The organism is Ralstonia sp. SA306, from assembly GCF_054792405.1.
Window position 1 is genome coordinate 546,634 of the sequence record NZ_CP096451.1, and the last position, 24,628, is coordinate 571,261.

25 protein-coding genes are annotated in these 24,628 nt (G+C 64.7%); 11 read left to right on the top strand and 14 right to left on the bottom strand.

The genetic code is table 11. The features are described from left to right. Positions 1–2 precede the first annotated feature (2 nt). Genes M1D44_RS02615 through M1D44_RS02635 form a run of 5 tightly spaced genes read left to right on the top strand, consistent with a single transcriptional unit; the run spans position 3 to position 3,785 of the window. Positions 3–767 (top strand): glutamine ABC transporter substrate-binding protein, encoded by a 765-nt coding sequence (locus M1D44_RS02615; protein WP_316853078.1) that lies wholly within the window; start codon positions 3–5, stop codon positions 765–767. Between the two features lie 18 nt (positions 768–785). After that, positions 786–1,454: an amino acid ABC transporter permease gene (locus M1D44_RS02620; protein WP_024974913.1), complete on the top strand. Its 669-nt coding sequence runs from the start codon at positions 786–788 to the stop codon at positions 1,452–1,454. Then, positions 1,451–2,254 carry an amino acid ABC transporter ATP-binding protein gene (locus M1D44_RS02625; protein WP_024974914.1) on the top strand — a complete coding sequence of 268 codons (804 nt, stop codon included), beginning with the start codon at positions 1,451–1,453 and terminating at the stop codon, positions 2,252–2,254. Before M1D44_RS02620 ends, M1D44_RS02625 begins: the two co-directional genes overlap by 4 nt. Continuing rightward, a complete protein-coding gene (gene hutG / locus M1D44_RS02630) occupies positions 2,251–3,210 on the top strand; it encodes a formimidoylglutamase (protein WP_316853079.1) in 960 nt (319 codons plus the stop codon). Before M1D44_RS02625 ends, hutG begins: the two co-directional genes overlap by 4 nt. Then, positions 3,207–3,785, top strand: a complete 579-nt coding sequence (locus tag M1D44_RS02635) for a HutD/Ves family protein (RefSeq protein WP_024974916.1) — start codon at positions 3,207–3,209, stop codon at positions 3,783–3,785. Before hutG ends, M1D44_RS02635 begins: the two co-directional genes overlap by 4 nt. A 98-nt stretch (positions 3,786–3,883) precedes the next feature. Here the strand turns inward: M1D44_RS02635 and M1D44_RS02640 are convergent, their stop codons facing one another. After that, positions 3,884–4,168: an HU family DNA-binding protein gene (locus M1D44_RS02640; protein WP_003272088.1), complete on the bottom strand. Its 285-nt coding sequence runs from the start codon at positions 4,166–4,168 to the stop codon at positions 3,884–3,886. Between the two features lie 311 nt (positions 4,169–4,479). Between M1D44_RS02640 and M1D44_RS02645 the strand changes: the two genes are divergently transcribed. Beyond that, positions 4,480–5,232 (top strand): oxidoreductase, encoded by a 753-nt coding sequence (locus M1D44_RS02645; protein ID WP_316684152.1) that lies wholly within the window; start codon positions 4,480–4,482, stop codon positions 5,230–5,232. 49 nt (positions 5,233–5,281) lie between these two features. On the opposite strand, the gene M1D44_RS02650 is transcribed toward M1D44_RS02645, so the two are convergent. After that, positions 5,282–6,613, bottom strand: a complete 1,332-nt coding sequence (locus M1D44_RS02650; protein WP_024974918.1) for an MFS transporter — start codon at positions 6,611–6,613, stop codon at positions 5,282–5,284. Between the two features lie 180 nt (positions 6,614–6,793). Here M1D44_RS02650 and M1D44_RS02655 point away from each other — a divergent pair, with 180 nt between their 5' ends. Both M1D44_RS02655 and M1D44_RS02660 read left to right on the top strand, forming a co-directional pair. Continuing rightward, positions 6,794–7,159 (top strand): hypothetical protein, encoded by a 366-nt coding sequence (locus M1D44_RS02655; RefSeq protein WP_080693636.1) that lies wholly within the window; start codon positions 6,794–6,796, stop codon positions 7,157–7,159. Between the two features lie 154 nt (positions 7,160–7,313). Further along, positions 7,314–8,714 (top strand): GntP family permease, encoded by a 1,401-nt coding sequence (locus tag M1D44_RS02660; protein ID WP_316853080.1) that lies wholly within the window; start codon positions 7,314–7,316, stop codon positions 8,712–8,714. Positions 8,715–8,779: 65 nt separating this feature from the next. On the opposite strand, the gene M1D44_RS02665 is transcribed toward M1D44_RS02660, so the two are convergent. The 5 genes from M1D44_RS02665 to M1D44_RS02685 form a co-directional block, all read right to left on the bottom strand. Further along, positions 8,780–9,223, bottom strand: coding sequence for a hypothetical protein (locus M1D44_RS02665; protein ID WP_024974920.1), 444 nt, complete (start codon positions 9,221–9,223; stop codon positions 8,780–8,782). 169 nt (positions 9,224–9,392) lie between these two features. After that, complete coding sequence (locus M1D44_RS02670; protein ID WP_024974921.1) at positions 9,393–10,160, bottom strand: sulfite exporter TauE/SafE family protein; 768 nt, start codon at positions 10,158–10,160, stop codon at positions 9,393–9,395. Positions 10,161–10,224: 64 nt separating this feature from the next. Continuing rightward, positions 10,225–11,781: an ABC transporter permease/substrate-binding protein gene (locus M1D44_RS02675; protein ID WP_316853081.1), complete on the bottom strand. Its 1,557-nt coding sequence runs from the start codon at positions 11,779–11,781 to the stop codon at positions 10,225–10,227. Beyond that, positions 11,763–12,971 carry an HD-GYP domain-containing protein gene (locus tag M1D44_RS02680; RefSeq protein ID WP_024974923.1) on the bottom strand — a complete coding sequence of 403 codons (1,209 nt, stop codon included), beginning with the start codon at positions 12,969–12,971 and terminating at the stop codon, positions 11,763–11,765. Before M1D44_RS02680 ends, M1D44_RS02675 begins: the two co-directional genes overlap by 19 nt. A 272-nt stretch (positions 12,972–13,243) precedes the next feature. Further along, entirely contained in the window at positions 13,244–13,516 is a 273-nt protein-coding gene (locus M1D44_RS02685; RefSeq protein ID WP_024974924.1) for a hypothetical protein, read from the bottom strand. 407 nt (positions 13,517–13,923) lie between these two features. Between M1D44_RS02685 and M1D44_RS02690 the strand changes: the two genes are divergently transcribed. Continuing rightward, the gene (locus M1D44_RS02690) at positions 13,924–14,730 is read left to right on the top strand and encodes a hypothetical protein (protein ID WP_024974925.1); all 807 of its coding nucleotides are present in this window, start codon (positions 13,924–13,926) and stop codon (positions 14,728–14,730) included. 117 nt (positions 14,731–14,847) lie between these two features. On the opposite strand, the gene M1D44_RS02695 is transcribed toward M1D44_RS02690, so the two are convergent. After that, positions 14,848–15,660: a transporter substrate-binding domain-containing protein gene (locus M1D44_RS02695; RefSeq protein WP_316853082.1), complete on the bottom strand. Its 813-nt coding sequence runs from the start codon at positions 15,658–15,660 to the stop codon at positions 14,848–14,850. Positions 15,661–15,734: 74 nt separating this feature from the next. Further along, positions 15,735–17,150: a M20 family metallopeptidase gene (locus M1D44_RS02700; RefSeq protein ID WP_112183846.1), complete on the bottom strand. Its 1,416-nt coding sequence runs from the start codon at positions 17,148–17,150 to the stop codon at positions 15,735–15,737. A 225-nt stretch (positions 17,151–17,375) separates the two neighbouring features. Between M1D44_RS02700 and M1D44_RS02705 the strand changes: the two genes are divergently transcribed. Next, complete coding sequence (locus M1D44_RS02705; RefSeq protein WP_024974928.1) at positions 17,376–17,651, top strand: hypothetical protein; 276 nt, start codon at positions 17,376–17,378, stop codon at positions 17,649–17,651. A 33-nt stretch (positions 17,652–17,684) separates the two neighbouring features. On the opposite strand, the gene M1D44_RS02710 is transcribed toward M1D44_RS02705, so the two are convergent. From M1D44_RS02710 to M1D44_RS02725, 4 genes are all read right to left on the bottom strand, one after another. Further along, positions 17,685–18,995 carry a HipA N-terminal domain-containing protein gene (locus M1D44_RS02710; RefSeq protein WP_316853083.1) on the bottom strand — a complete coding sequence of 437 codons (1,311 nt, stop codon included), beginning with the start codon at positions 18,993–18,995 and terminating at the stop codon, positions 17,685–17,687. A gap of 549 nt (positions 18,996–19,544) precedes the next feature. Continuing rightward, positions 19,545–20,477 carry a DMT family transporter gene (locus M1D44_RS02715; protein ID WP_024974930.1) on the bottom strand — a complete coding sequence of 311 codons (933 nt, stop codon included), beginning with the start codon at positions 20,475–20,477 and terminating at the stop codon, positions 19,545–19,547. A gap of 59 nt (positions 20,478–20,536) precedes the next feature. Continuing rightward, positions 20,537–21,082 carry a methylated-DNA--[protein]-cysteine S-methyltransferase gene (locus tag M1D44_RS02720; protein WP_316853084.1) on the bottom strand — a complete coding sequence of 182 codons (546 nt, stop codon included), beginning with the start codon at positions 21,080–21,082 and terminating at the stop codon, positions 20,537–20,539. 21 nt (positions 21,083–21,103) lie between these two features. Beyond that, on the bottom strand, positions 21,104–22,579 hold the full coding sequence (locus tag M1D44_RS02725; RefSeq protein ID WP_316853085.1) for a DNA-3-methyladenine glycosylase 2 family protein: 1,476 nt from the start codon (positions 22,577–22,579) through the stop codon (positions 21,104–21,106). A gap of 138 nt (positions 22,580–22,717) precedes the next feature. Between M1D44_RS02725 and M1D44_RS02730 the strand changes: the two genes are divergently transcribed. Beyond that, the gene (locus M1D44_RS02730) at positions 22,718–23,464 is read left to right on the top strand and encodes an SDR family oxidoreductase (RefSeq protein ID WP_316684144.1); all 747 of its coding nucleotides are present in this window, start codon (positions 22,718–22,720) and stop codon (positions 23,462–23,464) included. A 7-nt stretch (positions 23,465–23,471) separates the two neighbouring features. Here the strand turns inward: M1D44_RS02730 and ypfJ are convergent, their stop codons facing one another. Further along, positions 23,472–24,356, bottom strand: coding sequence for a KPN_02809 family neutral zinc metallopeptidase (gene ypfJ / locus M1D44_RS02735; protein WP_024974934.1), 885 nt, complete (start codon positions 24,354–24,356; stop codon positions 23,472–23,474). Positions 24,357–24,628 lie beyond the last annotated feature (272 nt).

Sequence of the window (24,628 nt, forward strand, 5' to 3'; positions counted from 1 at the left end):
TCATGGGGAATCGTCGTTACTTCATGCATTCGATGCTGGCTTGTGCCGTGGCGTTGTCCGCTGCGGCGTCCTTCGCAACCGCTGCGCACGCTGCCGGCGAGCCACTGCGCGTGGCCACCGACGCCACGTTCGCGCCGATGGAGTTTGTCGAAAACGGCAAGCGCACCGGCTTTGATGTGGACCTGATCGACGCGCTGGCCCGCACCATGGGCCGTCCGGTCGAGTGGACCGATATCGACTTCAAGGGCCTCGTGCCTGGTCTGATCTCGCGCCGCTTCGACGTGGCCATCTCCGGCATCTACATCACGGAAGAGCGCAAGAAGGTGGTGGACTTCACGGTGCCGTACTACCACGGCGGTCTGGTCGCGCTGGTCAAGCAAGGCAACACGGCCATCAAGACGCCGGCTGATCTGAACGGCAAGAAGGTCAGCGTGCAGGTGGGTACCAAGTCGGTCAACTACCTGCGCGAAAACTACCCGAAGGTCGAGCGCGTGGAGGTCGAGAAGAACAACGAGATGTTCAACCTCGTCGAGATCGGCCGGGCCGATGCCGCTGTCACAGGCCGCCCGGCTGCCGCGTACTACGTGAAGGCGCGCCCGGGTCTGCGCCTGGTTGAGCCGGCGCTCACCACCGAGGAATATGGCATCGCCGTGCGTCGTGACCAGCCCGAGCTGACCAAGGCGTTGAACGCCGCGTTGGAGAAGATCAAGGCCGACGGCACGTACGAACAGATCGTCAAGAAGTGGTTTGGCGCCGCCGCCAAGTAACGACAGACGGACACGCTGATGGAACTGGATTTTTCTCCCGTCTGGGCCGGCTGGCACGACATCCTGCGCGGTACGCTCGTCACCGTTGAGGTGACGGCCGCGGCGCTGGTGCTCGGCTGCGTGCTGGGCCTGCTGATCGGCATCGGGCGGTTGAACCCGCGCCGCCGATTCATCTACGGCATCTGCACGGTGTACGTGACGTTCATCCGTGGCACGCCGCTGCTGGTGCAGCTCTTCCTGTTGTTCTTCGGGCTGCCGCAGTTCGACATCCTGCTGCCGGCCTTTGTGTGCGGCGTGCTGGGGTTGGGCGTGTATTCGGGCGCCTATGTGTCGGAAATCGTGCGCGGTGCGATCCAGTCGGTGGATCGCGGGCAGATGGAGGCGGCACGCTCGATCGGCATGTCGTCGGCGCAGTCGATGCGCGCCATCATCCTGCCGCAGGCCGTGGTGCGGATGATTCCGCCGCTGGGCAACGAGTTCATCGCGCTGATCAAGAACTCGGCGCTGGTGTCGCTGCTTACGATCCACGACCTGATGCACGAAGGGCAAAAGATCATCAGCGTGTCGTATCGCTCGCTGGAGGTGTACCTGGCGATTGCGCTGGTGTACCTGGTGCTGACCAGCGCTGCCAGCTATCTGCTGCATCGGCTCGAACGCCACATCCGTGCGGGAGGCATGGTGCAATGAGCATGACAAATGCGGCTCACCCGCAAACTCTCAAATCCGCGCTGGATGTTCCCATGATCCAGATCCGCGGGCTTACCAAATCGTATGGCGATCACACCGTGCTCAAGGACATCGACTTCGAAGTCGATGCGTCGCAGGTGGTGGTCGTCATCGGTCCCAGCGGCTCGGGCAAGAGCACGTTCCTGCGTTGCTGCAATGGGCTGGAGACGGCCGAAGGCGGCACCATCGATATCTGCGGCAAGCGCCTGATCGACAACGGCAAGCTGCTGCCCGATGGCGAGCTGAACCAACTGCGGCAGCAGGTCGGCATGGTGTTCCAGTCGTTCAACCTGTTCCCGCATCTTTCAGTGCTGCACAACGTCACGGTTGGGCCGCGCATGCTGAGTGGCAAGTCGAAGCAGGAGGCGGAAGCCGAAGCGCGCGAGCTGCTGCAGAAAGTAGGGCTGGCACACAAGGCCGACGCGATGCCCGCCAGCCTCTCCGGCGGTCAGAAACAGCGCGTGGCCATTGCGCGTGCACTGGCGATGCGGCCCAAGGTGATGCTGTTCGACGAGCCGACGTCTGCGCTTGACCCGGAACTTGTTGGCGAAGTGCTGCAGGTGATGAAAGTGCTCGCCAAGGAAGGCATGACGATGCTTGTGGTCACGCACGAGATGGGTTTCGCACGTGAAGTGGCCGACGTGGTGGTGGTGATGGACGGCGGCGGCATCGTCGAAGCCGGGCCACCGTCGGTCATCTTTGGCGAGCCCAAGGAAGCGCGCACGCGTTCGTTCCTGCAAGCGGTGCTGACACGCACATGACGATGACCGAAGCTGCAACGTTCGATGCCTCCATCTGGCAGGGGCGTGACGACACAGGCGAACGCGGTGACGTGACGCGCCTGTTCCAGGTCGTGCAGTCCGCCTATGCGACGACGTTGTCCGGCGTGCCTGCGCTGGTCGGGTTTGCGTGCGATGCGGGCGTGGTGCGCAACCACGGCCGCGCCGGTGCTGCACAGGGCCCGCGCGAAATCCGCCGGGCGTTGGCCAACGTGCCCGCGCATGGCCTGTCGGTGCTTGCGGACGCGGGCGATGTCACGTGTGACGATGGCGATCTGGAAGGCGCGCAGGCCGCACTCGGCGACACCGTGTGCGAACTGCTCGATGCCGGCGCGCGTCCGGTCGTGCTCGGCGGTGGCCACGAGGTTGCGTTCGGTACTTATCAGGGCTTGCGTCAGCATTGGCAGAAACAAGGCTGGCGCGGACGTCTGGCGGTCGTCAATTTCGATGCGCATTTCGACCTGCGCACGAGCCGCCCCGGCAACTCCGGTACGCCGTTCGACCAGATCGCAGAAGACTGTGCCGCACACGGCATTGACCTGACGTATTGCTGCCTGGGTGTGAGTCGCCTGTCGAACACACCCGCGCTGTTCGACCGCGCCGATGCGCTGCACGCGCACTACGTGGAAGACACTGATGTGCAGGAGCGCCACCTCGATGCGCGCATGACCGATCTCGATGCATGGCTGGCTGATGCCGATCACGTCTACCTGACCATCGACATGGATGTGCTGTCCGCTGCCGTGGCGCCTGGCGTGTCCGCGCCCGCGGCTTACGGCATCACGCTGCCGGTGCTTGAGGCCCTGGTGCAGCACGTCTGCGCGACGGGCAAGGTGCGCGTGGCGGACATCGCCGAGACCAACCCCGAATACGATCAGGACCGCCGCACCGTGCGCGTAGCGGCGCGTCTGGCGTATCACTTGTTGCGCCGCTCATGAAGCTGATTCCCACAGATGCAATGCGTCGCATGCCGTGGAAAAACGGTGGCGGTGTCACGACCGAAATCGCCATCGCCCCGGCGGGTGCCACGCTGGACAATTTCGACTGGCGAGTGAGCACTGCGCAGGTGGATGCGGCAGGGCCATTCTCGCGCTTTGCCGGCATTGACCGATCGCTGGCGGTGATTGCGGGCGGCCGGCTGACGATGCATCGCGCCGAAGCCGAAGCCGTGATGCTTGCGCCCGGCGAAGCACCCGCGCGCTTTCCTGGCGAAGCGGATGTGCATGCCACGCTCGACGCGCCGCTCTCGGATTTCAATGTGATGACGCGGCGCGACGCGTGGGCACATCATGCCGAGGCGATTGCCCTGGCAGCCGGCGAGCGCCGCTCGCTGCCGCGCTTGCATCGGGGCATGCAATGGCTGGTGTATTGCGTGCACGGCCTGCTGTCGATTGGTGCCGACGATGTACCGCAGGGCGCGGCTGCATGGCTCGATGCAGAGGGCGATCCGGACACGGTTGTCGCGCGTGTCGGTTCGGTCGGTTATCTGGTGGCCTTGTGGCCGGTCGGCTGACGTTGCGCCAGATCAAACGCATCAAAAGAAAAGGGACCCCGTAGGGTCCCTTGCAAGTCTCCCGACCCGGCATGCATGCTGGGCTCGGCAGAAGACTCTTACTTCTTCTTGTTCACGGCGTCCTTGAAGCCCTTGCCAGCCGTGAACTTCACGGTCTTGGTTGCCGGGATCTTGATGGCTTCGCCGGTGCGCGGGTTGCGGCCCGTGCGTGCTGCACGCTTGCCCGACGAGAACGAACCGAAGCCAACCAGCGTGATGGTGCCGCCCTTGGCGACGGTCTTCTTGATGTTTTCCAGCGCGGAGTTCAGCGCGCGCTCGGCGGCGGCGTTGCTCAGTTCAGCGTCTTTCGCAATGGCGGCTACGAGTTCGGATTTGGTCGTCATGTCAGTTCCCCACTTCAGGTTTGTTGGACAGCGTTGTACTGCGACCCGTTTTATATCACCGTTGCGAAGGGTTGCACATCCCCTAACTGCAAGGGTTTGCGGGCCGTTGCTTGCAGCCGACACTTGCCCCGTCTAGGTTTGCGGGCGGGTATCCGGGAAACACCTGATATCGACAGGGTTTGTTTGCATTTCCGCCAGCGTTCTTCACGCTAGAAACGCACCGAAAGCGCGCAGGCGGCACTGCAGCAAACTGATCCGCCAGACGCCGTACACTGTGTTTCTGGGCCCGTGCAAACTTCATGGAGAACATCATGTCGAGTTCGCAAATGCCTGTCGGACAAGGCTTCGCGGCCGGCGGCGAAGCGCCGGAGCACCCACGCGGACCGGCCGTTCTGGTGGCCGGCGCCAACGGGCTGGTGGGCCGCGCCGTGGTGCGTCGTCTCGTCGCGCAGCCCTGGGCGGGCAGCGTGACCGCGCTTGTACGGCGGCGCGGGGCCTTGACAGCAGGGCAGGCGACGCCCGGTCGATTGCGTGAATGCGTGGTCGATTTCGAGCGCCTGGATGCGCCGGAAATCCGGTCTGCGTTTGCCGCCGATATCGTCATCTGCGCGCTTGGCACGACGATCCGGCAGGCGGGCTCGCAGGCGGCATTCCGGCGCGTTGATGTCGAGTATCCGGTAGAAGTGGCACGGCGGGCGTTTGCTGCCGGCGCGCATCATTTTCTGCTGGTGAGCGCGTTGGGCGCCGATGCACGATCGGGTGTCTTCTACAACCGCTGCAAGGGCGAAGTGGAGGCGGAAATCCTGTCGATCGGCTTTCCGTCGGTGACGGTGGTACGGCCTTCGCTGCTGCTCGGCACACGCGCAGAATTTCGGCTCGGTGAACGTATTGCGCAAGGCCTGTCGCGCGCAATCGGATGGATGGTGCCCAAGACATGGCGACCGGTGTCGGTGGAGTCGGTGGCGGCAGCGCTCGTCGTGGCAGCGCGGGTGGATGCGCCGGGCGTGCGCGTGCTGGAAAACGCAGGGTTGCTGGGCGCAAAAGATGAACGGCCGGTGGGGTGATCCACCGGCCGTTTTTCGCTCGTGTTTCGCGTAGGGTTATTTCAAGCGATTACTTTTCGATGGGCTTGCCTGTGCGGTCGTGCATCAGCGACAGCGCAAACACGCTGATGATCGCCGCTGCCATCACGTAGTACGACGGTGCCAGCTTGCTGCCGGAACTGGCAATCAACCACGTCACGATCAGCGGGGCAAAACCACCAAAGATCGTGACCGCCAGGTTGTACGAAATCGACAGGCCGGTAGAGCGCACCGCCGTCGGAAACTGCTCGGCCAGCACGGCCGGCGCCGGGCCCGTGAACGCCGCCAGCAACACACCCAGGATCACCTGCACCTGCAGCAGCGTTTGCACCGTCGGGTTGACGTTGAGCCAATGGAAGAGCGGATACGCCGCAGCTGCGATGATGAGCGCCACCGTGCCCAGCATGCGCTTGCGCCCGATGCGGTCGGACAGCGTGCCCATCAGCGGGCACAGCACGAAGATGATCGCACCGCAAAGCGCCGTCGACTGGAACGTCGCGCCCAGGGGCAGACCGAGCTGTTGCTTCGCGTACGTCGGCATGTAGAACACCAGCGTGTAGGTGCAGACGGTCCAGAGAATCGTCACGCCCAGACCGCCGAGCACTTCGCGCGGATGATCGCGCAGCACTTGCGACAGCGGCGCCAGACGCGACTCTTTCGCGGCCTTTGCCTTCTGCGCTTCGAACGCGGGCGGCTCGTGCAGGTGTGAGCGGATGTACATGCCGACCGGCCCGATCAGCAGGCCGAACAGGAACGGAATGCGCCAACCCCACGCATCGATCTGCTCGGGCGACAGACCATTCGTGACGATCGCACCCATGGCGGCACCCAGGATGAACGAGATGCCCTGGCTCGCCTGCTGCCAGCTTGCGAAGTAGCCGCGCCTTTCGTCCGGCGAATACTCGATCAGAAACGCCGTTGCGCCACCGACTTCACCGCCGGCCGAGAAGCCCTGGATGAGCCGCGCGATCACGATGAGGATGGGTGCGCCGATACCGATTTGCGAGTACGTCGGTGCGAGGCCGATGAGGGCCGTGCCGATCGCCATCAGCATGATGGTGAGTGTGAGTGCAGCCTTGCGGCCCACGCGGTCGGCGTACACACCGAGTACGACGGCGCCGACCGGGCGCATGAAGAACCCCACGCCAAACGTGGCGACCGTCAGCATGAACGAGGTGAAGTCATTGCCCGTGGGAAAGAACAGCTTGGCGATGATGACGGCGAAGAAGCTGTAGACCGTAAAGTCGAACCATTCGAGGCCGTTGCCGATGGTGGCGGCGATGATGGCCTTGCGTCGGGTGGCCGCAGAGATGGCCGGTGCCGGTGCCCGATCGCCGTGGGTGGGCGCTGCCGTGGCTTGCATGGATGTGTCCTCCAGTGTTTTATGGGCATCGCCTGCCTCGATCTCTCCCCAGCGCGGGCGGCGAAGCGGTCATGGTAAGTGATCCGGCAAGGATTCGCTGCGGCGGTATACGAAGTCCTTGGAATTGAACCAGCCAGACACTGTCGAATGCATATGCACATGCATCCAACGGAGCACATCATGAACCGCACGCCGCAACCTGGAGGTCGTTTAGGCGCCATCCTGCCGGGCGCGGTGGCCGCGTGCGCGGCCATCTTGCTGGGCGGCTGCGTGGTCGCACCGTATTACGACGCCTACGGCAACCCGATCGCGCCCGCAGCCGTGGCGCCTGCGTATCCGTCCTATCCGTACGATCCCTATTACTACTATGGTCCGGCCTATTACCCTGCGCCGGTTTACCCGGCGCCGATCTTTGGCAGCGTGTGGATTGGCGGGGGCGGCTGCTGGGGCTGCCATCACGGTTGGGGTGGCCGGGGATGGGGCGGGCGCGGCTGGGGCCACGGAGGGGGGTGGGGGCACGGAGGAGGCGGGGGGCATCGTCATTGAATCGTCATCGTCGACGTGACGAAGACGCCCATCCCGCGCGGCTGAACGCCAGTTCCGCCGTCAGTTCAATACGCGTGATTGCGTAACGGAATCTGTTGCATCGCGACATACAATCCTTCGCTCTTAAAAAGAAAAGCATGCGAGGAGATTGTCGATGTCCGTCATCATCGTGCTGGCTGCGCTGGCATTTCTGATGTTCGCCGCGTATCGCGGCTACAGCGTCATCCTGTTTGCACCGTTGGCCGCCTTGGGCGCGGTGTTGCTGACTGATCCATCGGCTGTGGCGCCGGTGTTTTCCGGCATCTTCATGGAGAAGATGGTCGGCTTCGTCAAACTGTATTTCCCGGTGTTTTTGCTCGGTGCGGTGTTCGGCAAGGTGATCGAGCTGTCGGGCTTTTCACGCTCGATCGTCGCGTCGGTCATCCGCGTGGTGGGAGCCAAGCGGGCGATGCTTTCGATCGTGCTGGTGTGCGCGCTGCTGACATACGGCGGTGTGTCGCTCTTCGTGGTGGTGTTTGCGGTGTACCCGTTTGCGGCGGAGATGTTCCGCCAGGGCAATATCCCCAAGCGCCTGATCCCGGGCACGATCGCGCTGGGCGCGTTCTCGTTCACGATGGATTCATTGCCGGGCACGCCGCAAATCCAGAACATCATCCCGACCACGTTCTTCCACACCACCTCGTGGGCTGCGCCGTGGCTTGGCACCATTGGCGCGCTGTTCATCATCGTGGTGGGCATGTCGTATCTGGAATGGCGCCGCCGCGCAGCGGTGCGCAATGGCCATGGCTACGACCACGGGCTTACCAAGCTGGTGAACGAGCCCGAGACAGCCGACACCGGCACGCTTGCGCATCCGCTCGTCGCGCTGTCGCCGCTGGTGCTGGTGGGCGTGATGAACCTGCTGTTCACGCGCTGGATTCCGGCGTGGTACGGCAAGATCGTCACCGTTGCGTTGCCGGGCCTGCCCAAGCCGCTGACGGTTGAAGCCGACAAGCTGACCGCGATCTGGGCTGTGGAGGCTGCGCTGTTGATCGGCATCATCGTGGTGCTCGTGTTTGGCTTCCGCGCCGTGAAGGGCCGCTTTGCCGAAGGCAGCAAGGCAGCGGTGTCGGGTGCGCTGCTGGCCGCGATGAACACCGCTTCGGAATACGGTTTCGGTGGCGTGATTGCAGCGCTGCCGGGTTTCCTGGTGCTGGCCGATGGCCTGCGCGCGATTCCGAATCCGCTCGTCAATGAAGCCGTGACGGTGAGCACGCTTGCAGGCATCACCGGTTCCGCATCGGGCGGCATGAGCATTGCGCTGGCGGCAATGGCCGATCAGTTTGTGCAAGCGGCGCAGGCGACGGGCATTCCGATGGACGTGCTGCACCGCGTGGCGGCAATGGCTTCGGGCGGCATGGACACGCTGCCGCACAATGGCGCCGTCATCACGCTGCTCGCCGTGACGGGCCTCACGCATCGCGAGGCGTATCGCGATGTGTTCTGCGTGACGATCATCAAGACGCTGGCCGTGTTCTTCGTCATTGCGGTGTTCTACGCCACCGGCATCGTCTGACGCAGACATCGCCGCAATGAAAAAGCCGACGCACAAACGTCGGCTTTTTTCATGGGCAGATACGGTTATTGCATGCTGCCGCCAGCTTCCGAGCGGCGTTCGCGGCAGACGCGCTGCGCTTCACCCACCAGTGAATCGCACTGGTTGGCGCGATGTGACCAGAATGCACGGTCCGACGACGATTCCGTCGTCGCCTTGGCCTTGCCATGGCGGTGCGTGACGTGCTTGTCGACCCACTTGTCGGTCTTCATATGCGCACGATGGACTTTCTGTTTGAGCGTGCCGGGCGTGGCTTCGGGTTGCGCGCCGGTGGCGTTGTTGTGATAGCCGGGATTGGCAGCGGCATCGGCGTTGCGCTGAACCTGGGTGCGTGGGCCCTCCATTTGGCTGTCGACGCCCGTCACTGCGCTGTGATCCTTCTGCTGGGCCTGCGCGGGCGCCGCGCCGATCCACGCACAGGCGGCCACGGCGATCGCCGCGGCCAGACTCGACATCTTGCGTGCTTGCATGCTCGTTCTCCTTGTTGTGAAACGGGGCGGACTCCATGACACGCATGCGGCGTGCCATCCTGGCGCGCGTCCCAAACGTCACAATAGGAAAGCGGCAAACCGGCAGACAGTAGACGTTGACTGAACCGTCTGTCGGACAAACGCTGTCAAGCAAGGTCGGATGCCGCTTTCAGGCCCGCATGAACAGCCAGACCGTCAGGATGATGCCGACGATGACGACGAAGCCGCGCAGCACTTTTTCCGGCAACCGGTGCAGTAGCCACGCGCCGGCAAATCCGCCCGCGATGCCGCCGATGCCCAGCGCCACCACGGCTGCCCAGTTGACCTGCGGCGAAAAAGCAAACACCGCCACGGCGGATGCATTCATCGTCATGGCGAGCACGTTCTTGGTCGCACCCGCCATGCGCACCTGCTGGCCGGCCACAGTCAGCGCCGCGAGCATCAGGAAGCCGATCCCGCCGCCGAAGTAGCCCCCGTAAATGGCAATCGCAAACTGCGCGGTCGCCAGCGCGGTGGTCGAAATGCCGGATGTCGCGTGCAACGGCTTGCGGCGGAAGCTGCCCCACGCAAACACGCTGGTCGCAAACAGCACGAGATACGGCACCAGCTTGGCAAAGAACGACGGCGGCGTCGCCAGCAGCAACAGCGCGCCAAGCACGCCGCCCACCAGACTGATGACGATGAGTTGCTTGAGCGAGAGGTGATGTTCGCCAGCATCGACGCCGCCGGCCAGTTTGCGCCCGGCAATCGATGAGGTGATCTGGCTGGGGAACAGCGCGATCGTCGAAGTCATGTTGGCGCCCAGCGGGTTGAGCCCCGCCAGCAGCAAGGCCGGAAACGTGATGAACGACCCGCCGCCCGCGAGGGCATTCTGGGCGCCGGCATAGACGCCGGCCGCAGCGACGAGCAGGGCGGTGGAAAACGGAAGCGTGGTCATAAGCGGGGTGTGCAAGGCGGCTGGAATGACCGCGATGGTAATGGAACGCCCACGCGCGCGCTCGTCAGTGCAGCGGGGTGTCGCTGCCGTGTCGGCGCAGCCACCATTCGACCACCTCGAACGCCCCCTGCACGAGCAGCGCCAGCACTGCGGCAGGGATGGCGCCCGCGAGCAGCGTTGCACTGTCGTTGAGTGCGAGCCCCGTGGCGATGCGTTCGCCATAGCCGCCGGCACCGATGAACGCCGCGATGGTCGCCGTACCCACGCTGATGACCGCGGCGGTTTTGACGCCGGCCAGGATGACCGGCAGCGCCAGCGGCAGATCCACCACGCGCGTGCGTTGCGACGGTGTGAGCCCCAGCGCCAATGCCGCATCGCGCAAGCCATCGGGCACCTGTTCCAATCCGACAATGGTATTGCGCACGATGGGCAACAGCGCATAGACCGCCAGCGCGATCAGCGCCGGCACCACGCCAATCGACCCGACGATTGGGATGAGCATCGCGAGCAAGGCCAGCGACGGAATCGTCTGCAGCACGCCCACGACGGCAAGGATCGGCTGCTTGATCCGGCGACGCGCGGCCACGAGACCCAGCGGCACGCCGAGCAGCACGGCAATGCCAGTCGAAATACCCACCAGCATCAGATGCCGTTGCGTGAGCCGCCCAAGGCCGTCCGTCAGCCGGGTGAAGAATGCATGAGCCGGGGTAGCGGCTGGCGTGCTGCCATGCCCGGCGAGAAACTGCAGCGCGGCTTGCGAGAACGACTGGCCTTCGAGTTCGACCGCCGCATTCATCGCCACCATATCGTCGCGCTGGATGCGCCCAGCGAGTGCGCTGATGGCCTGCCATTGTGCCGGGTGCCGTTGCGGAACGTCGGCGCGGTAGAGCAGCACGGCGTCGTAGCGCGGGAAGACGTGCGCAGGGTCGTCGAGCACACGCAGATGTTCGCGGCGGATCTTGGCGTCGGTGGAGTAGATGTCGATTACGTCGACCTGGCTGGCGCGCAGCGCGTCGTAGGCGACGCCGTGGTCGAGGCCCGTCGGGTGTTGCGGCAGCTTGTAGTGCTGCGCAATGGCCGGCCAGCCATCGGCGCGGCCGAGAAATTCGTGCGACAGGCCAAGCCGCAGCGCCGGGTGCGTCGCTAGATCGGCTAGCGTGCGGATGTGCTCGCGTTCGGCATCGGCGTTGCGCATGGCAAGCGCGTAGGTGTCTTCAAAGCCGAGTGGCACGCCGGCCGCCAGGCCCATCGGCGCTAGGCCACGGTTCACGTCCGCCAGCAGCGCGGCCTGATCGGGGTTGGCAGCCTGCTCGGCAGGCAAGTGCAGGATTTCAGCGGCGATGGTGCCGAGGTAGTCCGGGTAGACGTCGATGCTTCCGTTCTTGAGCGCGGCAAAGACGATGGCGGTGTTGCCCAGGCCCGGTACGTGTTCGGCGGGGCCGTGCGGGGCTGCGGTCTGCGTGAGGATCTCGCCCAGCACGTACGACTCGGTGAAGCGTTTGGAGCCGATCCGCAGTGGTTGTTCGGCGAAGGCCGATGCGCTGCACGTCAGCCAACCCAGCGCAAGCCATGCCAGCAAGCGCCACAGAAAGGGACTACGGATCAGTCGCCGTGTATCCAAAGTTCGTTGAGGTCGGTCAGGCCCCAGTCGCGGGGTTCTTCTCGCGAGACGATCTGGTCGCCGGTCTGCGCCAGATCGATGAGTTCGGGCGCAATCCGCGTGCCCGACGATATTGAGAAGAATACCTTGACCGTGGGCGTGAGCAGTGCGCCCGGCGCATGCTGCATGACCACCGCCAGCCGGCCCGAACGCAGCCGGACCAGCGAGCCTACCGGATAGATGCCCACGCTTTTGACAAACGCGTTGAACACCATCGGGTCGAAATGGTTGCCGCGCCATTCGACCATGCGCTGCACCGCGTAGGCGGCTTCCCACGCTTTCTTGTACGGGCGGTCGGACGTGACCGCGTCGTACACGTCGCAGATGGCGCCCATGCGCGCAAACAGCGAGATGCCTTCGCCCGCGAGCTTGTGCGGATAGCCGGTGCCGTCCATGCGCTCGTGGTGGTGCAGGCAGACGTCGAGCGCGATGTCGCGCATGCTGCTGTCGCCGGCCAGGATGTCGTGTCCTGCCTGCGGGTGGACGATCACGTGGCGGAATTCAGCATCGGTCAGCGCGCCGGGCTTGTTCAACACCTCGGGCGGAATCGCGATCTTGCCGATGTCATGCAGCAGGCCGGCCAGGCCGGCGTCGCGGACTTCGTCATCGGATAGTCCCAACTGGCGGCCCAGCGACACCATCAGCGCGCACACGGCCACGGAATGCAGAAAGGTGTAGCGGTCTTTCGTTTTCAGGCGCACGAGGCTGGTCAGTGCGCTGGGGTGCCGGTCGACCGAGCCGGAAATGGCTTCCACCAACGGCAGTGCGTCGCGCGCTTCGATCGTGCGGCCCATGCGCGCGTCGGCAAACATGGCCTGCACGGCCACCTCGGCCTTGCTGATGAGGCGGGCGGCGCGGCGCATTTCTTCCGCATACGTGATGGGGCGGGGCGCGATGTTGGCGTCGGCCGAGCAGGCGGGCGGTGCCGGGACTTCGGGCGCCGGAGGTGCCGCATTGGCGGCGGCCACGTCGGTGCCGCGCGTGGTGTCGATCCACACCTCACGTACGCCGCTGGCACGCAGCCGCTGCAATTGGGTGGCGTCTTCCACGCGAAAACGGGCCCGCCAGAACGGGTGGTCGAGCCACGAGCCGACAAATTCGTCGAGGTACATGCCCACCCGCAGGTGTTCGATGGCGATGCGCTTGCGCATGTTGATATTCAGAGATCAGTCCGTGGCGAGGCACGTTTTGCGCAACGGGTCCAAGGGAAGGCGGCCCGCCAATGGATGCATTCTCTTTTATCGGACGCGCGCCCGGGGCCTTGAGGGAGGAAAAGTCCGGGCTCGCAAGGTGAACTCTGCGGGTGTAGGCAAAAAAAAAGCGGCCAAACGGCCGCCTCGGTAAGCCGGTGCCGGTGCCTACTGGGGCACCTGGCATCGGGGAGGGAGAGTGATACGGGTGATGCGGACAGCGGATGGACGACTTATTGACCGTCGCTGAACGGGTCAGCCTTGCCGACCAGGGCGCCGTCGGTGTACGGATCGGCCTTGCGCAGCGCGCCATCGGTGTACGGGTCAGCCTTGCGCACAGCGCCGTCGGTGTAGACGTCAGCCTTGCGGGCGCCGTCGGTATACGGATCAGCCTTGGTCACGGCTTGGCCGTTGGTGTACGGGTCTTGGCGTTGCACGCCGGCAGCGAAGGCGGGAACAGCGGCAACAGCGATCAGCGAGGCGAGAATCAGGTTCTTGGTCTTCATGATGGACTCCACTACAGGGGGGTGAGCATTGCCGCAGGGCAGTTTCGCTGCAGTGCGGTAACGCGATGGCATAAGCTTAGTCGTTGCTCGAAGGGTAAAAAAGCAGTTCTATTAAACTCTTTGTTCAAAAAAGAAGAACAATTGTGACCCTTCAAGCACCGCAATCTGCACATAAGTCATTGAATTGACATGCAAATGTGTGATGCGGGATAACCCTTAATGCGAAGGTGTGACGGCTGGCGCGGCAAAAAATTCCTGTCTGGATGCGCCCCGATTGTTGCGGCGCATTACAGACAGGGGGATTTCCCTCCCCCCAGCCCCCCAAGTGGCGGCTAAACATTCGGCGTGGATGGTCGTTGATGCAGGTACGGGCGGCGTTTTCCGCCCCTTGCAGCAGGAAGGTCATCATGTCCATCACCACCGCTTCCATCGCCCGTTTTGAGATTGACGGCGTCGCTTATCAGGCGAGGCTGTTTGCCATGCCGTTCCACGTGCCGGAAAACGGCCGCGTGCGCGCACATGCGATCGGGCGTCCGGACATGCCGTTCAGCGGTGTGCATGTCCTGGCCAACTGGCTGGAAGAGCGCGTGCTGCCCAAAGGCGTGGGCCTTGTGATGGCCGATCGCCTGTTCTCGCATGGCGCGGTAGACCAGTGGTCGGGCGCAGACGGTGCGCGTGCGGCCAAGGTGCTGTCGCAAGTGGCGCTTGGCAGCAAGAGCAGCCACCGCCTGTGGCGCAACACCGTGGCGGGTGGTTTCCGCGATGAGACCGCGTTTTTCCTGGGCGCCGCCTTTGTGCAGACCGACGCCGCCGTCGACGACATCCGCCTGCTGGGCGACCTCATTCCCGCAGCCGAATGGTCCGGCGTGGCCGACGCCGCTTCGACCATGATGGGCCTGCACCTGTATCGCCCTGACGAGCCCGAAACGCTGGTGAACTGCGCGCTGCTGGCGCCATCCTGGACGGAAACCGCCGTGGAACGCGCCGACGGCTACCGAGCACTCACGCTGCTGCATTCCTTTACCGAAGACGACGAGGTCATCCACGTCGACATCGAACTGCTGCCGCCGGGCCAGGTGGTGTTGCAGGTGGAGTCCTGCTCGACGCGTTTCTCCGCGCGCTTCGACCCCGCGCTTCTGGGCCGCGACATGACCGACGCGCTGCTGCGCGACGCGCTGGCCCTGCAACACGGCGATCCGGCCAGCCTCCACTAAGCTTGCCGGCGGCTTTCGCCTGAGCGCCGCACGACGCTGCAAGGCGCGCACTTCCACGGCATCATCTCGGCTTCCTGCAGCTAGGCGCGCCGCGGCGGCCTAGCCCTGCCTAACCGCTTACTTGGCCGGCGCATTCCACGGATACGCCAGCCACGCATCAAAGCGCTTGGCGAACTCACCGCTTTCGGTGGTCTGCCGCAGCCACTGGTCGACGAAGTTCTTGAACACCACGTCGCGCGGCAGCAGGTAAGCCTTCTCGGAGAAATCGAACGGCGCTTCCGGGTGCACGGCGCACAGCTCCGGGTGCAGCTTCTGCTGCAGCTTGGTTTCGACCGCGTCGGTCATCATCAGGTCTGCGCGGCCAGCGACGATCTCGTTGAAGATCGTCACGTTGTCCGGATACACGCGAATCTGCGCCTGCTTCAGATGCTCGCGCGCGAATTTCTCGTTGGTGCCGCCCGGGTTGACCACCGCGCGCACATTCGGCTGGTCGATCTGCGCCAGCGTCTGGTATTTCGTCTGGTTCTCGCAACGCGTGATCGGCGTCTTGCCATCGCGCTGATACGGGATCGAATAGAACGCCTTCTTTTGCCGCTCCAGCGTGACCGACACACCGCTCATGGCGATGTCGTAGCGGTCAGCGGCAAAGTCCTGCATCAGCGTCGACCACGTGGTGGGCACGATTTCCAGCTTCACGCCGAGTGCCTTGGCCAGGCGCTCGCCCATCTCGACGTCCAGGCCGATAAAGTGGCCATCGGCGGGGTTCTTGTAGGTGAAGGGCTTGTAGTCGCCGGTGGTGCCGACGCGCAAGGTGCCACGCGCGATGATCTCGTCGAGACGGTTGGTGGCTTGCGTGGTTTGCGCCAGGGCGGGTGCCGCGGCGCAGGCGCACAGCAGCAGGGCGCCTGCGCGGATGAAACGGTTGAACATGGAATCCCCTCCTGAAAAGTCAAAAGCGCGGCCGTCCAGCCAGCAGGGCCGGCCGCGCCCGCATTAACGCCGGCTTACTGGCCCGACGCCTTGTTCCATTGCAGCGCATTGAGCACCGCCAGCGACATTGCCGTCACACCCGTCTTGATGGACGGTTCCGGCACGGGCGCGAACAGCGGTGAATGATTGGTCGGCAGCGGCTTGGCCCCCGGCTTGAGCGAGGCAAAGAACGTCTGCGGATCATTCACGCCGATGAAGAAGAACATTGACGGGATGCCTGCGTCAACAAACGCCGAGAAATCTTCGCTGGCCGTGATGGGCGGCACGCGCAGTACGCGGTCGTTGCCAAAGGCGGTCTTGAACATCGCCTCGGTGCGCGCGACCACGGTCGGGTCGTTGTTGACCGCCTTGCCGCCCTCGGTGATCTTGATGTCGGCGTCCGGCGCACCCGACATCTCGGTGACGGCCTTGGCCGTGCGGCGGATGCCATCGAGCATCTTCTGGCGCACCGCCGGCTTGTATGAACGGATCGTGCCGCGCAGCAGAACGCTGTCGGGGATGATGTTCTCGGCGCTGCCGCCCTGGATGGCGCCGATGCTCACCACGCCAAATTCCTGCGGATCTTTCTCTCGGCTGATCACGCTTTGCAGATCGACCACGAAGCGCGCCGCCATCATCACCGGGTCGATGGTCTTGTCGGGCGCGGAGCCATGGCCGCCGCGGCCTTTGAACGTAATCTCCAGCCCGTCGGAGTTGGACGTGATCGGACCGCTGTTGAAGACGATCGAACCGTACGGCCCCGGGCCCGTATGCAGCGCAAACGCATAGTCGGGCTTGGGAAAGCGCTTGAAGAAGCCGTCGTCGATCATGCTCTGCGCGCCCGTCACGGTTTCCTCGGCAGGTTGCGCGACGAACACCAGCGTGCCGTGCCAGCGGTCCTTGAGCGACACCAGCGTCTTGGCGGTGCCGACCCACGACGCCATGTGCACGTCGTGCCCGCAGCTATGCGCCACGCCCACGTCTTCGCCGCGCCATTTCGTGTGGACGTGGCTGGCGTAGGGCAGGCCGGTTTTCTCTTCCATCGGCAGCGCGTCGAGTTCGGTGCGCACCAGGATCGTCGGGCCGGCGCCATTGCGATAGACCGCCACCACGCCGGTCTTGCCCACGTGCTCCGTCACGTCAAAGCCGATCTTGCGCATCTGCGCTGCCAGCGTGGCCGCGGTGCGTGTTTCCTGGAACGCCAGTTCCGGATGCGCGTGGATGTCTTTGTAGAGCAGGTCGAGCTGACCGTATTCGGCATTGACCGCCGCGTCCACCGCCGGTTTGATCTGCGCCACGTCGATCCCGCCGGCCGTGGCCGCCGCAGGTTGCGCAGTTGCGGATGACGCGCCGCCAGGGCTGAACGGAATCTGCGCGAACGTGGGCAGGGCTGCACTGGCCAGCAGCAAAGCGAGCGCAGTACGTTTCAACCGGATGGGGGGCTTGATCATGGATGTCTCCTGTCGTTATGGTGGCGCCGACAAAGTCGTTGCTTCGTCAATCGATTCGATTATGCAACGCGATTCATGGCATGTGCACCCGGGGGCATCCCCAAGTCGATCATTCGCGTTGGGTGGAAACACGCTCAAGGGCAAGCGCCACGCTTGGCACTCGGTAGGCGCTTTCCTAGACTGGGTCAGGTGTGCTGTTCCAGTGAATCGAACATCGAAACGCGGATGAATCCGACGACGTCTTGTCTACAGCTAGCGTTTCGCGATGCCCCGCCCGGGGAGACGGCGATTCGTGCGGCGCTGGAAGCCGCGCAGCGGGTGCTTGAACGCAGTGGTGTGTCGCCGCGCGAGGCGTTCGCGGCCTACCAGGCCTTCGCCAGCGGGGCAGGAAGCCCCGATACGCTCGCACTGACATTTGCCCGCGCCGAGGCTGAGGCCATGGATACGCTGGCCGCGCACGGCTACGCCCGCTATGGCACGGTCAGCCTGGCCGCGCTCTAAGTTTGTTGGCGGCGCCAGCCTCGCGCTTGAGTTTCAGACTTCGGCGGTCTTGCCGCCCAGTCGCCGTGCCGTCTCGGACACATGCCGGTGAATGCGCGCGAGGAAATCGATCTCCGCCGCGCGTGTCGGCGAATGCCCGAGCGCCTGTGACAGATGCGTCGCCACGAATGAGGACTGCGGCGCCAGCATACTGATCAGCCGCAGCAATTCGCGGCGCGCCTGGCTGGCGTCGTAGCCGAGGTGATCGGCCAGGGCGAGCAGCGCGTCCTGGTCGATGGCCTCATAGCGGGCTTGTGCGTCCGGCGACAGTTCATCGGCATTCCATTCGTTGGCGTAAACCGCCGCACAGAAAAGGTGATCGTGCGCCGCAAGGCGGATGCCGTCCGCACCGATGTGGAAATGCAGTGTGCCAGCTGATGCATTGCGTCCGCCGATCAGCAGGCAGAACACCATCCAGCGGAACAGCGCGGCCGTGGCGGAAGCCTGATCCGCGCACAGGCTCGCGCATTGCGCGACCTGCTCGACAGTGATCGGCAGAAAGCGGTGTTGGGGTGAGAGCCCCAGCAGTTGCACTGCCGAGACGACATAGCGTGCCTGCACCAGCGCCGTATCGTCGCTCTTGCAGCGCAGGGTACGATCAAGGCGCTGTACCACGGCGGCCGTTTCGGGAAACTGGCGCAGACCGATGAACGGTGTGTCCAGCCCGATGCTGCGGCCCAATAGCGTCGCCCAGCAGTGGTTGATGGTGGCGTACGGCAAGTGCGCGCCTTCGCCCAGATCCAGCCGCACGAAGTGGCTCGACTGCGCGGCATTGGCCGGCGCAGAAAACCGCCCGAGCCACATCGACACCGGCAGGCCATTCGAAGCCAGGAAGGGCAGGCTGATTTCTTCGGACGTCGCGGCAGCATCGGTGCCGTAGCGCGCGCGAGGTTCAACCACGCGCAGTGGCGTGCTGCGGGGCGGGCGTCCGATGGTTTGCTGGAACTGCAGCACGAGATCGCGTTCGGACAGCCCGTCGGCGCGGCCGCTGCATGGCTTGAGGCCGATGGGCACCAGGGCCAGCGGGCCATCCAGATGCGGCGCCGCTTGCGCCAGATGTTCCAGTGCCGCGGCAGCTGCCTTGGGCGTGTTGCGTGCCGGTTCGGGCAGCAGGTATTCAAAGAAGTGGCGCACCGGCTGGGCTTTTGCCGTGTCGGCGATATTGCCGGCGGTGCGCGGCAGGTGGGGGCTCAGATCAAAGCCCTGCGACGAAGTCTGCCAGCGAGAATCGTATTCGAACGCCCAACCGCTGCGGCCGCACGATAGCTGACCGATCAGGTGCTTATTCAGGTAGACGTCCAGCATGCGCGTATCCAACGTATTTGATGGAGCGTGCTTAGTCGGCTGTGCAGCGGATAACCCGCCGGCAATTGGGAATTCGGCTGCTTTGCAGCAAATATGCCATTCCCTTGCACGCCCCTCATCGACCGAGGGCGAGCATAACAAAGAAAATCTGCGCAACGCGTACGGAAATCCGATTTCGATGATGCAAGTTTCTCAAATCGGATTATCGGATTGTTAAGATCGAGTGCGCGTTGGTCGATGTTTCAGGCGTCTACTTCAGTTTTGCAGATTTTTTAAATCTAGCCAGAGAGCCAATGCTGGCGCCATTGAATAAATTTCAGAGGCACCCAGGTGGCAAGGTATTCATTACAAATCGGCGATTTATCGCGACAGTGCCAGCACTTTGCCGCGCTGCACGAATTGGCGGAAAAGTCCTTCGCCGTGTGCGGCCGGAGGTGACATAACCGCATTGTTCACGGATTCAAATACGAATTTAAGCGCCGGCTTCAAGCGGGTTTTGATCGATCCGGGCAGTGCCCCGGCCACCCGGGGCACGATCAACGCGGCTACTCAGCGGCCGGAACGCAAAAGCGAATCCTGATCCTTTCCTGCGGCCGCCGCACTTGCAGGAGCCTTTTTCCCTGGTGCGAACACGCCGGTCGACAGCGACGTGCCGAGCAGGATCACCGCGCAGCCGATCACCATGTTGAGCGTCAGCTGCTCGCCCAGAAACAGGATGCCCCACAGCACGCCAAACACCGGAATCAAAAAGGTGACCGACACTGCGCGCGTCGGCCCTACGTGCGCGACAAGGCGGAAGAAGAGGATGTAGGCGACGCCCGTGCATGCGATACCCAAGGCGATGACATGCAGCCACACGCTGCCGGTGGGCGTGTGCGCGGGCCACAGCCAATAGGCCAGCGGTGCGAGCACGATGGCGGCGGCCAATTGGCTGCCGGTCGCCACGGCCAAGGGCGGCACGCCGGTCAGGAAGCGCTTGGTGTAGCTGCTGGCCACGCCGTACAGCACGGTGGCCGACAGCGCTGCGGCTACCGCCATGCCGCCTTGTTTTGCGTCGATGACAGACGACCCGCCCACCAGCACGATGACGCCGATGAAGCCGATCGCCAATCCAAGCACGCGCAGCGACGACATCCGCTCGCCCAGCCATGTGAACGCGACGATGGCCGCAAACAACGGGGCCGCCGCATTGAGCACCGAGGTGAAGCCCGCCGTGAGGGTGAGTTCGGCATAGGCGAACAGACAGAACGGGATGGCCGAGTTCAGCACGCCCACGGCCAGCAGATGCGGCCAATGCGCGCGCAGCGCCCCCATGCCGCCGCGCAAGGTCAGTATCGGGACGAGGAAGCACGAGGCAATCGCCACGCGCAGCGCAATGAGCGCAACGGGCCCGAAAGGCGGCGCTGCCACGCGCATGAACAGGAAGGAGCCGCCCCATAGGGCAGCCAGCGTGAGAAGTTCAAGCACATCGGAGCGGCGCATGAAGGGGGCTCGTTATCGTTGTGGGGCGGCGTGCGCGCATTGTCCGCGCGATTTGCGTTTTATGCAGGCAGAAGTGCTAGCGTGCCTTGGCGATCGTCGGCCATGGACAGGCGTTCGCCAACCCGCGCGGGATGACCTTCGAGCCGCAGTAGCGCGGCCTTGCGTGGCAAGCCGCCGGCATAGCCTGTGAGCGCCCCATCCGCGCCGACCACGCGGTGGCACGGGATGGCGATGGATATCGGGTTACGCCCCACGGCTGTGCCCACCGCGCGCGCATGTTCGCGCGTGAGCCCCAGGCGCGCTGTGATCTGGCCGTAGGTGGTACGGCCCCCGAACGCGATGTCGCACAGCAGGCGCCAGACGTCTTGCTGAAACGGTGTGCCCTCGGGGGCCATCGGCAGATCGAAGTCGTGGAGCTTCCCGGCAAAGTAGGCGGTGAACTGCGCCTGTGCCTCGCGGATGACCGGGATGTCCGCGCCCGGCGACATGCGCGCGGCATTCAGCGGAATCGTCTTCTGGCCGGGAAAGAACGCGCCGGTCAGGTGGGTGTCGGTGGCGGTCAACAACAGATCGCCGAGCGGGCAGGCAAAGGTGTGGCGGTACATGGCGGTCGATTCGTCAGTTCGTCAACTCGATACAAGCGGGGTGAGCGCATCCTCGCGGTGCCAGAGATGCATGGCCGCATACGCGCGCCACGGCGCCCACGGTTCGGCGCGCTCGACCATGGCCCGGCGCGTGGGCAGTGCGCCGTCTCCGTTGGCGAGGCGCTTGCGCAGGACGTAATCGCCCAGCGGAAATGCGTTCGGCCAGCCCAGTGCGCGCATGGCGACGTATTGCGCTGTCCATTCGCCGACACCAGGCAGCGCTTGCAAGGCAGCCAGCGTGGGGGCGAGCGGCACCAGCGGTTCGAGCCGCAGGCCCCCACCGTCGATGGCGCGGGCGACTTCTACGACGGCGGTGGCGCGGCTGGCTTGCAGACCCGTCTGCGCGGCCAACGCTTGCGCATCAATGTTTGCCAGTGCGGCAGCGCTCGGAAACGCCATCGACAACCCTTCGCGCGATTGCGGCAACGGCATGCCATACGTGGCAGTCATGCGTCCGAGAATGCGTCGCGCCTGCGCCAGCGAAATGACCTGCCCGGCGATGGCGCGCACGGCAATCTCGAAGCCGTCGACAGCGCCCGGCACGCGCAGGCCAGGCGTTTCCGCAGCAAGCGTGCCGAGGTGCGCGTCCACCAGATCGGGCCGGCAATCGAGGTCGAACAGCCGCCGCGCGCGGGCCAGCACGGGCGGCATGGCATGCAGCAGGCTGGGCGACAGCGTGAGCGCCACCGCGTGGCGTTGCGGCACATTGCGCGCGTGAAGCCAGCCGATGTGCCGCGCGCCGGCGTAGTCGACGGTAATCGTGCGTGCGTAGCTGTCGGCGTCGACCACTTCGACGCCGTCGACCGCTCGTGCCCGCAAGAATTCGAGCAATGCCTGCCACGCAAACGGCGGACGGTAGCCCAGCATGAGCGTGGGGCCGTCTTCGGCGCGCGGTGCCGTCGTGCGCGAGCGCAGGCGCGTGGGCGCAAAGCCGTAGTGCTCGGTAAAGCCGCTGTTCAGCCTGCGCACGCTCCCGAAGCCGGCCGCAAAGGCGACATCGCCGACGGGCATGGCGGTATCGGTCAGCAGCTGTTTGGCAAGCAGCAGGCGCTGCGTTTGCGCGTACTCGATCGGTGAGACGTCGAACTCGGCGCGGAAGATGCGGCGCAAGTGGCGGTCGGTCACGCCCACGGCTGCAGCCAGCGCGGTCAGGTCGTGCTCTTGCAGAAAGCCTTCGTCGATCATGCGGGCGGCGGCGCGCGCGAGGCTCGACGACATCTCGGCCAAGCTGTGCCCCGGCGCCAGTTCCGGCCGGCAGCGCAGGCACGGCCGAAAGCCCGCGCGCTCCGCAGCGGCTGCCGTGGTGAAGAAGCGGCAGTTCTTTTCCAGCGGCGTGCGAACCGCGCAAACGGGGCGGCAATATACGCCGGTGGATGTCACACCGACGAAGAACCAGCCGTCAAAGCGACGGTCGCGCGATTGCACGGCGTGGTAGCAGGCGTTGTGGTCGAGATGCATGGTGGTGATCGGGGAACCTGGCGGCTAGTCTAGCCCTGTCGGGTCGCATGGGTTCGCCGGATTCGGACAAGTCCCTCCATGCCAAAAACTCGGCATCTCGGCACAATTGCGCACACAACAACGCATCGGGAGATCGGCATGTCCAAGACCATCGTCATTACCGGCGGGAGCCGGGGTATCGGTCGCGCCACGGCGGTGCTGTGTGCGCAACGCGGCTGGTCTGTCGCGCTGCAATATCGCGGCAACCGGCAGGCAGCGGAAGAGACGGTGGGGCTGATCGAACAGGCCGGCGGCCATGCGCTGGCGGTGCAGGGCGATGTGTCGAGCGATGAAGACGTGATTGCGCTATTCGAGGCAGCGGCGGGGCGCTTTGGCGCGCTGCATGGCGTGGTCAACAACGCCGGTATCGTGGCCGAGGCTCAGGATGTGGCCGACATGACCACGCACCGGCTGCGCACGATGTTCGAGACGAATGTGCTGGGTGCCTTTCTGGTAGCACGCGAGGCGGCGCGGCGGCTGTCGACGTCGCGCGGCGGCGTGGGCGGTTCGGTGGTGAACGTGTCGTCGGCGGCCTCGCGACTGGGGTCACCGCACGAGTATGTCGACTACGCCGCCTCAAAGGGTGCCGTCGACACCATGACGCTGGGGCTGGCGCGTGAACTCGGGCGCGATGGCGTGCGCGTCAATGCCGTGCGCCCCGGCTTGATCGAGACCGATATCCACGCCTCAGGCGGCCAGCCCGACCGCGCGCAGCGCCTGGGCGGCGCTACGCCGATCGGCCGGCCCGGCACGCCGCAGGAAGTGGCCGAGACCATCGTCTGGCTGCTCTCCGATGCGGCGTCTTACGTGACGGGCGCGCTGCTGGATTGCTCGGGTGGGCGCTGATCGGCGATCAGGCATTCGCTCCGGAGCGGAAGGTATCGCACTGGCGAAGGTCGCCGCCATCGAAGCCCTGGCGGAACCAGTGCATGCGCTGCTCTGACGTACCGTGCGTAAAGGCATCGGGCGTGACGCTGCGGCCCGCGTTGCGCTGCAGCGTGTCGTCGCCGATGGCGTGCGCGGCAGTGAGCGCTTGCTCCAGATCGCCGCGCTCAAGCAGACCGCGTTGCTGCGCAAAGTGGCCCCACACGCCGGCAAGGCAATCGGCCTGCAGCTCCAGCTTGACCGACAGCGCATTCGCCCCAGCCTGCGATTTGCCGGCCTGCGCGCGGCTGACCTTCTCCGACACGCCCAGCAGGTTTTGCACGTGGTGCCCCACCTCGTGCGCGACGACGTACGCGGCGGCAAAGTCGCCCGGGGCGCCAAACTTGCGGCGCAACTCATCGAAGAAGCCGAGGTCGAGGTAGACCTTGGTGTCGGCCGGGCAATAGAACGGACCGACGGCCGAAGTGGCGTCGCCGCAGCCTGAGCGGATGCCCTGGCGGAACAGCACGAGCTTGGGCGGCTGATACGCACGGCCGGCTTGCTTGAACAGTTGCGTCCAGGTGTCTTCGGTGTCGCCCAACACATGCGAGACCAATTGTTTGCTGCGGTCGTTGTCGGTTTCTCCGGCGGGCCGGGCAGGGCTGTGCGGCGCGGATTGCGTCGGCGCGTTCTGCGACACCTGCATCACCATGCTGAGGATTTCCAGCGGGTTCTTGCCCATCAGCAAGCCCACAACGGCCACGATCGCGATGCCGCCGATGCCCAGCCGCATGCCGCCGCCACCGAAGCCGCCGCCCGAAGACGCGCGCTCATCCTCGACGTTATTGCTTTCGCGCATGTCATCCCAACGCACGGTGTTCTCCTTGATAGGCCTGTAAGGCTAGTAGGGCAGGGTCGGTCCGGGCGTCACACCCGGTAAACTTTGCAAAGTCTACCTGCTGTGCGTATGTACGGGCATGCCGCCGCGCTGCCGAATCGTCTGTGCGAAAAGCCGGGGCCAGGATTGACAAGGCTTGGCGGCAATTTGTGGCACCGCACCATCCCCGGCAGGAAACTTGCTAACCAAGGCTGCTCATCCTCCGTCCGGCTGTCACACAGGTGACATGCGGCGGTTTCCGAATAACG

Excerpts from the sequence above, each read along its gene's own strand:
- M1D44_RS02615 (WP_316853078.1), top strand. The coding sequence starts at position 3 with ATGGGGAATCGTCGTTACTTCATGCATTCGATGCTGGCTTGTGCCGTG.
- M1D44_RS02620 (WP_024974913.1), top strand. The coding sequence starts at position 786 with ATGGAACTGGATTTTTCTCCCGTCTGGGCCGGCTGGCACGACATCCTG.
- M1D44_RS02625 (WP_024974914.1), top strand. The coding sequence starts at position 1,451 with ATGAGCATGACAAATGCGGCTCACCCGCAAACTCTCAAATCCGCGCTG.
- hutG (WP_316853079.1), top strand. The coding sequence starts at position 2,251 with ATGACGATGACCGAAGCTGCAACGTTCGATGCCTCCATCTGGCAGGGG.
- M1D44_RS02635 (WP_024974916.1), top strand. The coding sequence starts at position 3,207 with ATGAAGCTGATTCCCACAGATGCAATGCGTCGCATGCCGTGGAAAAAC.
- M1D44_RS02640 (WP_003272088.1), bottom strand. The coding sequence starts at position 4,168 with ATGACGACCAAATCCGAACTCGTAGCCGCCATTGCGAAAGACGCTGAA.
- M1D44_RS02645 (WP_316684152.1), top strand. The coding sequence starts at position 4,480 with ATGTCGAGTTCGCAAATGCCTGTCGGACAAGGCTTCGCGGCCGGCGGC.
- M1D44_RS02650 (WP_024974918.1), bottom strand. The coding sequence starts at position 6,613 with ATGCAAGCCACGGCAGCGCCCACCCACGGCGATCGGGCACCGGCACCG.
- M1D44_RS02655 (WP_080693636.1), top strand. The coding sequence starts at position 6,794 with ATGAACCGCACGCCGCAACCTGGAGGTCGTTTAGGCGCCATCCTGCCG.
- M1D44_RS02660 (WP_316853080.1), top strand. The coding sequence starts at position 7,314 with ATGTCCGTCATCATCGTGCTGGCTGCGCTGGCATTTCTGATGTTCGCC.
- M1D44_RS02665 (WP_024974920.1), bottom strand. The coding sequence starts at position 9,223 with ATGCAAGCACGCAAGATGTCGAGTCTGGCCGCGGCGATCGCCGTGGCC.
- M1D44_RS02670 (WP_024974921.1), bottom strand. The coding sequence starts at position 10,160 with ATGACCACGCTTCCGTTTTCCACCGCCCTGCTCGTCGCTGCGGCCGGC.
- M1D44_RS02680 (WP_024974923.1), bottom strand. The coding sequence starts at position 12,971 with ATGCGCAAGCGCATCGCCATCGAACACCTGCGGGTGGGCATGTACCTC.
- M1D44_RS02685 (WP_024974924.1), bottom strand. The coding sequence starts at position 13,516 with ATGAAGACCAAGAACCTGATTCTCGCCTCGCTGATCGCTGTTGCCGCT.
- M1D44_RS02690 (WP_024974925.1), top strand. The coding sequence starts at position 13,924 with ATGTCCATCACCACCGCTTCCATCGCCCGTTTTGAGATTGACGGCGTC.
- M1D44_RS02695 (WP_316853082.1), bottom strand. The coding sequence starts at position 15,660 with ATGTTCAACCGTTTCATCCGCGCAGGCGCCCTGCTGCTGTGCGCCTGC.
- M1D44_RS02700 (WP_112183846.1), bottom strand. The coding sequence starts at position 17,150 with ATGATCAAGCCCCCCATCCGGTTGAAACGTACTGCGCTCGCTTTGCTG.
- M1D44_RS02705 (WP_024974928.1), top strand. The coding sequence starts at position 17,376 with ATGAATCCGACGACGTCTTGTCTACAGCTAGCGTTTCGCGATGCCCCG.
- M1D44_RS02710 (WP_316853083.1), bottom strand. The coding sequence starts at position 18,995 with ATGCTGGACGTCTACCTGAATAAGCACCTGATCGGTCAGCTATCGTGC.
- M1D44_RS02715 (WP_024974930.1), bottom strand. The coding sequence starts at position 20,477 with ATGCGCCGCTCCGATGTGCTTGAACTTCTCACGCTGGCTGCCCTATGG.
- M1D44_RS02720 (WP_316853084.1), bottom strand. The coding sequence starts at position 21,082 with ATGTACCGCCACACCTTTGCCTGCCCGCTCGGCGATCTGTTGTTGACC.
- M1D44_RS02725 (WP_316853085.1), bottom strand. The coding sequence starts at position 22,579 with ATGCATCTCGACCACAACGCCTGCTACCACGCCGTGCAATCGCGCGAC.
- M1D44_RS02730 (WP_316684144.1), top strand. The coding sequence starts at position 22,718 with ATGTCCAAGACCATCGTCATTACCGGCGGGAGCCGGGGTATCGGTCGC.